This window comes from Dactylosporangium darangshiense, from assembly GCF_039537565.1.
Classification (GTDB): Bacteria; Actinomycetota; Actinomycetes; order Mycobacteriales; family Micromonosporaceae; genus Dactylosporangium; species Dactylosporangium darangshiense.
In genome coordinates this window covers 36,642-45,271 of the sequence record NZ_BAABAT010000018.1, presented here as the reverse complement: position 1 = coordinate 45,271, position 8,630 = coordinate 36,642, and the positions used below count along the sequence as shown (strand labels likewise).

Annotated in this window: 7 protein-coding genes; 3 read left to right on the top strand and 4 right to left on the bottom strand. The window is 72.5% G+C overall.

Annotation, left to right across the window (positions count from 1 at the left end; genetic code table 11):
- Window positions 1-6 precede the first annotated feature (6 nt).
- The 3 genes from ABD901_RS29380 to ABD901_RS29370 all read right to left on the bottom strand — a co-directional run bounded on the left by ABD901_RS29380 (window position 7) and on the right by ABD901_RS29370 (window position 2,345).
- Window positions 7-786: a thioesterase II family protein gene (locus tag ABD901_RS29380; RefSeq protein ID WP_345131381.1), complete on the bottom strand. Its 780-nt coding sequence runs from the start codon at window positions 784-786 to the stop codon at window positions 7-9.
- A 1-nt stretch (window position 787) separates the two neighbouring features.
- Complete coding sequence (locus ABD901_RS29375) at window positions 788-1,543, bottom strand: AfsR/SARP family transcriptional regulator (RefSeq protein ID WP_345131379.1); 756 nt, start codon at window positions 1,541-1,543, stop codon at window positions 788-790.
- Between the two features lie 361 nt (window positions 1,544-1,904).
- Window positions 1,905-2,345 (bottom strand): hypothetical protein, encoded by a 441-nt coding sequence (locus ABD901_RS29370; protein WP_345131378.1) that lies wholly within the window; start codon window positions 2,343-2,345, stop codon window positions 1,905-1,907.
- 605 nt (window positions 2,346-2,950) lie between these two features.
- Here ABD901_RS29370 and ABD901_RS29365 point away from each other — a divergent pair.
- Both ABD901_RS29365 and ABD901_RS29360 read left to right on the top strand, forming a co-directional pair.
- Window positions 2,951-5,908, top strand: coding sequence for a helix-turn-helix transcriptional regulator (locus tag ABD901_RS29365; protein WP_345131376.1), 2,958 nt, complete (start codon window positions 2,951-2,953; stop codon window positions 5,906-5,908).
- A 132-nt stretch (window positions 5,909-6,040) separates the two neighbouring features.
- On the top strand, window positions 6,041-6,268 hold the full coding sequence (locus tag ABD901_RS29360) for a DUF5988 family protein (RefSeq protein WP_345131375.1): 228 nt from the start codon (window positions 6,041-6,043) through the stop codon (window positions 6,266-6,268).
- A 126-nt stretch (window positions 6,269-6,394) separates the two neighbouring features.
- Here ABD901_RS29360 and ABD901_RS29355 read toward each other — a convergent pair whose 3' ends face one another.
- Complete coding sequence (locus ABD901_RS29355; RefSeq protein WP_345131373.1) at window positions 6,395-7,885, bottom strand: MFS transporter; 1,491 nt, start codon at window positions 7,883-7,885, stop codon at window positions 6,395-6,397.
- A 138-nt stretch (window positions 7,886-8,023) separates the two neighbouring features.
- On the opposite strand from ABD901_RS29355, the gene ABD901_RS29350 reads away from it, so the two are divergent.
- Complete coding sequence (locus ABD901_RS29350) at window positions 8,024-8,626, top strand: TetR-like C-terminal domain-containing protein (RefSeq protein WP_345131371.1); 603 nt, start codon at window positions 8,024-8,026, stop codon at window positions 8,624-8,626.
- Window positions 8,627-8,630: the final 4 nt, after the last annotated feature.

The following is an 8,630-nucleotide window of genomic DNA, read 5'->3' as shown; positions in this document are numbered from 1 at the left end:
GGTGGCTCAGCGCCGCGCCGCCGCGGTGCCGAGCAGGTCCTGGCGGACCAGCCGGAGGATCTCGGCGGCGTGGTCGGTGAGGAAGAAGTGCCCGCCGGTGAACACCCGCAGCGTCAGGCCGCCGTCGGTGTGCCGCTCCCACGCGCAGGCGTCGTCCATGTCGACCTGCGGGTCGGCGTTGCCGGTCAGCACCGTGACCGGGCACGCGACGCGGGCGGCGGGCTCGCACGTGTACCGCTCGATGGCCCGGTAGTCGGCGCGCAGCGCCGGCAGGATCATCGGCAGCAGCTCCTCGTCGCCGAGGATGCGCGGGTCGGAGCCGCTCAGTCCGCGCAGCTCGGCGATGATGCCGGCGTCGTCGAGCAGGTGCACGCGGCCCTCCCGCCACCGCGACGGCGCCCGCCGGCCCGACGCGAACAGCCGCACCGGGCCGTTGCGGCCGGCGCCGCGCAGCCGCAGGGCAACCTCGAACGCGACGATCGCGCCCATGCTGTGGCCGAAGAACGCGAACGGCCGGTCCGTCCACGGCAGCAGTGCCTCGACGACGCCGTCGGCCAGGTCCGGCAGGTGCTCGATGCCGGGCGTGTGCCGGCGGTCCTGGCGGCCCGGGTACTGCAGCGCGAGCACGTCCACGGCCGGCGAGAGCGCGGCCGACATCGGCCGGTAGAAGGTCGCCGAGCCGCCGGCGTGCGGGAAGCACACGAGCCGCACGGCCGCGTCGTCGGCCGGGTGGTAGCGGCGCACCCACGCGCCGGTGTCGTCCATGTGGTTGCCGGTGGCCGCCATGTCAGGCCGCCACCGTGTGGTACAGCCGGTCGTCGGCGGCCAGGATCGCGCGGTGCAGGTCCCGCAGCGCCCGGCAGGGCTCCAGGCCGAGCTCGCGGTTGAGCGTGTGGCGCGCCGCGGCGTAGGCCTTCAGCGCGTCCGCCTGCCGTTCGGAGCGGTACAGCGCGAGCATGAGCTGGCGGTGGAACGCCTCCCGGAACGGGTGCTCGGCGACCTGCTGGAACAGGAAGCCCACCATGTCGCGGTGCCGGCCGAGGGCCAGGTTGGCCTCGACCATCAGCTCCACGCACTCCAGGCGCGCCTCCTCCAGCCAGATGACGAACGTGTTGATCGCCGGGCTCTCCCGCAGCCCGACCAGCGCCGGTCCCCGCCACAGCCGCAGCGCCGCCTCGAACGTGCGCACGGCCTCGGCGTGCCGGGCGGCGGCGAGCTGCGCGCGCCCGGTGCGCATCCGGTCGCGGAACAGCGCCAGGTCGATCTCGCCGGGCCCCACGTCCAGCAGGTACCCGGGCGCCTTCGTCACGATCGGGCTCTCCGCCACGCCCGGGCGGGCCAGGAACCGGCGCAGCTGCGAGATGTACACGTGCACCGCCGCCTTCGCTCGCTGCGGCGGGTGCTCGCCCCACACCTCGTGCATGAGCTGGCTGATCGGCACCACCTGCCCGGACCTGATCAGCAGGACCGCCAGTAGGATCTCCATCTTGTGTGCGCTCACCGTGGTGCCGTGCTGCCCGCCCTGCACCCGCAGCGGACCCATGACCTCGTACCGCAGTCCTGATTCTCGGAAATCTGCATCGGCAATTATCTCGGCCGATGTATTGTGACTATCTACCGGTGCCCTGTTTGCTGTCCGCACTGTCCGCCTCCCCGATACGACGTCGGCGCCTCCCACGCAATTGCTGAGGCCGCAGCAATCGGTGAAATCTCGCGCTGGTCAAGCGCTTTTGATCTCAAAGGAGGGCCGTGCCGAACGATATCCACGGCATACATTGCCTTCAACCCCTAAGTGGTTGTCCGGTATCCGCGGGCAACACCCGATAAACGCCCGTTTAGCGGCAAAGCGGGACATAGCGGCAAAGCAGGACATCGCGGCAAATCAGGCATATAGGGCGGGCTCGTCAAACGTCGCAGGACACCCATGCGGCGCGGCCGAGGCGGGGGAGCGGCGGGTCGCCCAGCCACGGCAGGCGCCCGGCGCCGTGCCGGTGCCGGGCGGCGACGACCAGCGCCGGGCCGCCGGGCGGCGCGGCGGCCGCGAGGGCCTGGTGCAGCGTGCGGCCCGGGGGCAGCAGGCCGAAGTGCCAGCGCCGGTCGCACGCCGCCAGCAGCACCGCGGCCTCGGCGAACAGCTCGGCGGCGAGCCGGTCGTCGGGCTGGAACGTCAGGCCGTGCGCGGTCAGCACCGGCTCGGACAGCAGCTGGCGGGGCCGGGCGAGGACCACCAGCCGGCCCGAGTGCTGCGCGGCGTGGCGCACCGCGGCCAGGCTGCACTGCCGCTCGTCGATGACGGCGACGACGAGGTCGTCGCCGCCGCCGGCGCTGGGAACGCTCCGGGCCATGTGGGGTGTCCTCCCGGCGGCCGGAGGAGGGCGGCGGCCGCCGCGGTCACCGTCGCGCGGCCGGCTAAGGGCCGCCTTACCGGCGGCTAAACGACCACGGACAGCGGAAACGGGCGATGCCGCAGGTGGCACCTGGCATATACGCGCCGTGTGGGAAATGTCACTAGTTGCGACGGGCGTGCCGGCAACCTTGCGGCCGTATCTTCCGTTACTGCAGCGCCGCGCCGAGCCGCCCGCGATCCGCCGCGCGACGCGCCGCCGGGCGTCGGATGATCGACCAAGCACGCGCGAGATTGCGTTGTATGGTGGAGCCCAAGTGTGTCGATGATCCTCCATAAGATTGATGACCGTAAAATTAGTGGATTCGCTCCCGACGAGGGAGATGATTTCTTTCAGGTAACGCCCAGGAAATATAGACGACGCATCAGTGTGGATGCTTGGACATGCAGATCTTCTTCCTAGCGCGGCTATCGGATACAACAACCGCGTTCGGGTCGGCCATGCCCGAGAAGGCCCACCAAGACGTTGACGCTCGACGACGGGGAGACGAGCACCATGCCTGCTGGCGACGGTAGTGCCGGCGTCCGGTCCGGGAGGAAGACCGGATGACGCTCGTGGAGCGCGGCGAGCAGTTCGAGGCCCTACGAGAGATCCTGAGCAGCACCGTCGCCGGCACCGGGAACATCGCTGTGGTCAGCGGCCCGGTCGCCAGCGGCAAGACGGAGCTGCTGCGGGCGGTCAGCGACGAGGCGGCCCGCGCCGGCATGACCACCCTGCGGGCGGTCGCCGCATCCGCCGAGCGCATGCTGCCGCTCGCCTTGATCGGGCAACTGCTGCCCGGCGCCGACGTCCCGCATGGGCCGGCCGGGCGCATCCAGCGGCTCGTCGCCGCCGGCGCCGAGGTGGCCTGCGGGCACGAGCCAGGCACCGCCCGCACCGAGCAGGCCATGGCGACCGTGCTGCACGACCTGTGCCGCGAGCTGCTGGACCTGGCCGCCGTCCGGCCGCTGTTCATCGGCATCGACGACATCCACCATGCCGACGTGGCGTCGCTGCAGTGCCTGCTGTACCTCTCCCGCCGCATCGACGACGTGCCGATCCTGCTCGCCGTCAACGCGCCGGCCCAGATCCAGCTCGTGCACCCGCTGCTGCAGGGCGAGCTGCTGCGCCACCCCCGCTGCCACCTGATCCGCCTGAGCCTGCTGTCGGCCGGTGGCGTCGCCGAGATCGTGCGCGACCGGATCGACGGGCCGGAGTTCCTCGAGCGCGAGTACTTCGGCCTGACCGGCGGCAACCCCCTGCTCGTGCACGCGCTCGTCACCGACCATCAGTCCGGCACACCCGGCGACCCTGTCAACCCCGTCAACCCGGCCGGGCCGGTCGTCGGCGAGACCTACAGCAGCGCCGTGCTCAGCTGCCTGTACCGCAGCGGCTCCCGCGCCCTGGAGTGCGCCCGCGGCCTGGCCCTGCTCGGCCCCGGCGCGCCCGCCTCCCGGCTCGGCCGGCTCGTGCGGCTGACCCCCGATGAGGTGCAGCGCACCGCGAAGGTGCTCGCGCTCACCGGCCTGCTGGGGCCCGACGGCTGGTTCCGACATCCCTGCGTGCAGGCCGCGATCCTGGAGGGCATGGCCGCCGCCGACCGCGCGGCGCTGCACCGCCGGGCCGCGGAGATCCTGCACGAGGAGGGCGCCGACGCCGCCACGATCGCCCGGCACCTCGTCGCCGCCGCGCACTGCCGCGCGCCCTGGATGGTCGACGTGCTCAACGAGGCCGCCGAGGCGAGCGCGGCGCAGGGCGAGCTCACCCGCGCCCTGGACTTCCTGCGCCTGGCCCGGCACGCCGACCTCGACGACGACCGCCGGCTCACCACCGCGGCCAACGCCGCCAGCGTCGAGTGGCGCCTGGACCCCTCGACCGCCGCCCGGCACCTGCCGCACCTGGCCGCCGCCGCGCGCGACGGCCGCCTGCCGATCCGGCAGGCCCCGGTGCTCGTCAAGCACCTGCTCTGGCGCGGCTGCGTCGACCAGGCGATGGACGCGCTGCGCGACGGCGTCGCCCGCATCCGCACCATGACCGCGGAGACGGCGCTCCTGCTCACCACGGCCCAGTTGTGGCTGTCGCTGATCTACCCCGAGGTCTTCCAGTCCTTCATGGCCGAGGAGATCATGCCCAAGCGCAACGAGTGGGCCGGCGTGCTCGCCGACCCTCGGCTGCGCGCCGTCGACGCGCTCGCGGTCGCACAGCGCGGCGGGCGCATCCCGGAGATCACCAGCGCGGCCGAGCAGGTGCTGCAGCAGTCCTACCTCGACGACCTCTCCGTCGAGTCGATCATCGTGGCGCTGGCGTCGCTCGTGTACACCGACCAGCTCCAGTCGGCGTCGGCCTGGTGCGACCGGATGCTCGACGCCGCCGCGCCCCGCGCGCTGATGTGGCAGGCCCTGTTCACGGCGGTGCGCGCGTCGATCAGCGGCCGCCAGGGCGACCTGCGCGCCGCCGAGGCGCAGTCCCGGCTCGCGCGGTCCCTCGTGTCCGACCGCAGCTGGGGCGTCGCCGTCGGCTGGCCCCTGGCCACCGAGGTCTTCGTCGCCCTGGCCCGCGGCCGCCACGACGCCGCCGCCGAGCACCTCGCCAAGCCGGTGCCGGAGCCGATGTTCCAGACCCCGTTCGGGCTGCACTACATGCACGCCCGCGGCTGCTACTACGCCGCCACCGGCCGGCACGCCGCGGCGCTGCACGAGTTCCTCACCTGCGGCGAGCTCATGCGCCGCTGGGGCGTCGACCGGGTCGCGCTGGTGCCGTGGCGAGGGGAGGCGGCGTTGGTACTGCACCGGCTCGGTCGTACCGACGAAGCCAGACGCCTCGCCGAGGAGCAGCTGGCGATGTCCCCGGCCGGCCAGCCCCGCTCGCGCGGCACCTCCCTGCGCGTGCTCGCCGCGCTCAGCGAGCCGCGGGCGCGCGTCACCCTGCTGCGCGAGGCGCGCGAAAGCTTCGCCGCCTGCGGCGACCAGTTCCAGCTGGCGGGGGCGCTGGGCGACCTCGCGGCGGCGTACCGCGCGATCGGCGAACCCCACGTGGCCCGCACGACCGCCGGCCTGGCCGCCCGGCTCGCCGCAGAGTGCGGCGCCGACGCGGTCGTGGCCCGGCTGGAGCTCGAGGCCGGCGATGCCGCGCACTTAGCCCCGGCCCGGGCCGCCGCCAACGATGCGGCCGGCGTCGGGCACGCGGAGTGCTCCGCGCGGTCGGCAGTGGAGGCGGCCGACGGCAGCGAGGAGGAAGCCGCGCCGGCCACCGTCTCGCTGCGCGAGCGCTGCCGGCCGTTCCGCTCCGCGGTCGAGGGCCCTGCGCCCGACCGCGGCGCGCCCGGGCCCGGTGAACTGAGCGACGCCGAGCGGCGCGTGGCCGAGCTCGCCGCGCGGGGCCTGACCAACCGGCAGATCGCGAGCCGCCTCTACGTGACCATCAGCACCGTGGAGCAGCACCTGACGCGCATCTACCGCAAGCTCAAGGTCGCCAGCCGCACCGACCTGCCGACGTCGCTGCTGGACTCGGTACCCCCATTCTGAGGCGCCAGCCACCCCTAACCTGCGCGAATAAGTCTCAGGTTAGGGGTGCGGGACCGTGGTACGGGCGGGCGCTATCGATCATCATGGATGTGCCGTTTCCGGTACACCACGGGGATTTTCAGGAGGTGCCCGTTGAACGACGACATCGACACGCAGGCCCAGGAGGCGCTCACGGCGGTGCTCGAGGGCGGCCCGAGCAGCCTGCCCGAGGCGCTGCGGCGCCAGCCGGCACCGTCCGGCGACGACCGCATCAAGGTGCCGCACCTGGGCGGCTACGAGCACTTCGAGCGCGCCGGCAGCGTGGACGGCGACGCGCACGTCGTGTACCGCTGGACGGCACGCACCCGCATCGCGGAGTGACGTCCGTCCATAGTGGAAGAGATTTGGGCCGGGCGGCGCGCGATGCGCCACCCGGCCCAACTTTGTGCCGGGCGCCGCACCCCCGGGGGGTAGGGCGGGCGCCCGGCGTGATTGTCGTTCCGTGTGTTACTTGGCTGCCGCGGCCGCCGCGGCGGCGGGCTTGGCCGCCTCCTCCTGCTTCGCGGCCGGCTTGCCCGGCGCGAAGAACGCGAGGATGAGCGCGCCGGCCGCGGAGATGCCGGCCGCGAGGAACGCGGCCGTGATGCCGTGCGTCAGCGCGTAGTTCGCCTGCTCCTGCACCGAGGCGCCGGCCGGCTGCCCGGCCACGGAGCGGCTCGCCGAGCCGAGCACCGTCACGAAGATGGCCAGGCCCAGCGTGCCGCCGAGCCACTGCAGGGTCTGCAGCAGGCCGGAGGCGGCACCGGAGTCCTGCGGCGCGACGCCCGACATGATGGTCATGTTCAGCGTCGGGAAGCTGATGCCGACGCCGAGGCCGATCAGGAACAGCGGCACGAAAATCGCGGCGAAGTAGTTGCTGTCGGTGCTGAGCTGCGTGAGCCAGGCCATGCCGCCGGCGATGCAGATCGCGCCGCCGACGAGCAGCGGCCGGGCGCCGAGCTTGGGCAGCAGCTTGGGCACGAGACGCACCGCGGCGAACTGCATCAGCGTCATGGGCAGGAACGCAAGGCCCGCGCGGATCGGGCTGAAGCTCAGCACGCCCTGCTGGAACTGGGTGAGCAGGAACAGCACGCTGAACATGGCCGCGGTCAGCAGCAGCGTCGCCGAGTAGGCACCGGCGCGCGAGGGGTTGGCGAACAGGTGCAGCGGCGTGATCGGCTGGCTGACCCGCGTCTCGATGACGAAGAACACGGCGAGCATGACGGCGGCGACGATGAACGCGCCCAGCGCCGTGCGGTCCGACCAGCCCTTGTTGCCGACCTGGATGAACGCGTACACCAGCGAGCCCATGCCGATCGTCGACGTGATCGCGCCCGGGATGTCGAACCTGGCCGGGTGCGTGTCCGGCTGCTTGACGTAGCGGGGCGCGAGCAGCGCCACGGCGATGCCCAGCGGGACGTTGATGAACAGCACCCAGCGCCACGACACCAGGTCGGTGAGCACACCGCCGATGACGAGGCCGACGGAGGCGCCGGCGCCCATCACGGCCGAGAAGACCGCGAACGCGCGCGCACGGGCCTGGCCTTCGAAGTTGGTGACGATCAGGGCCATGGTGCTCGGAGCGGCCAGCGCGGCGCCGACGCCCTGCAGGGCCCGGGCGCCGAGCAGCCACCACGAGGTGGTCGCGAGGCCGCCGAGCAGCGAGGCGAGCGTGAAGACCAGCACGCCCGCGACGAACACGCTGCGCCGGCCGAGCACGTCGCCCAGCCGCCCGCCGAGCAGCAGCAGCCCGCCGAAGGTGAGCGTGTAGGCGTTGAGCACCCAGGACAGGTCGGCCGTCGAGAAGCCGAGCGACTCCTTGAGCTGCGGCAGGGCCATGTTGACGATCGTGGAGTCCACGCCGATCAGGAGCATGAAGGACAGGATGATGGCGAGCGTGAGCCCGTTACCCTTGTCCGTCGTCGGCGGCGCGGCCGTTGAGCTGGCTGGCGATGACATGAGAGTGCGCCTCCCCAAGAAACCGGATGGCAATAGTGAACGCAGTCGTACCTTATTGCCCGAGTATAGGGAACGCCACCGTCTATTGGAAGAGTACGCGCTCGTTCACTATCCTGGGGAGAGAGGCGAGGTGATCCGGTGACATCTGACGTGCAGACGAGGCGTCGCGGCGAGGCCCTGCAGCAGGCCATCTTCGAGGCCGTCTTCGAACAGCTCGGCAAGGTCGGCTACGGCCGGCTCACCATGGAGGGCGTGGCCGCGGCCGCGCGCACCGGCAAGGCGGCGCTCTACCGCCGCTGGCCGGACAAGAACGCCCTGATCGTCGACGCGCTGCGGGCGGCCATGCCGTCCACGGCGGACGTGCCGTCCAGCGGGGAGCTGCGTGCCGACATCCTTGCGCTGCTCATGCGCATGCGAGACGCGCTCGAGTCCTCCTACGGCGCCACGTTCCAGGTCCTGAAGGCCGAGCCCGGCCCCGGCGCCAGCCTGGTCCACGCGGCGGTGCGGGACCGTGTCTTCGCCCCGTACCGCCGCCTGGTCGCCGACGCCCTACGCGCCGGCGTCGAGCGCGGCGAGGTCCGACCGGAGGTGACGGCGACGGAGGAGAGCACCGTTCTGGCCGCGAACGTCGGCCCGGCGATGCTCATCCACCGTCACTTCCTGGAGGGTCCCGACCTGCCCGACGACTTCGTGATCGCGGTCGTCGACGGGGTCGTCCTGCCGATGCTCCGCCCACGGTGAAGTT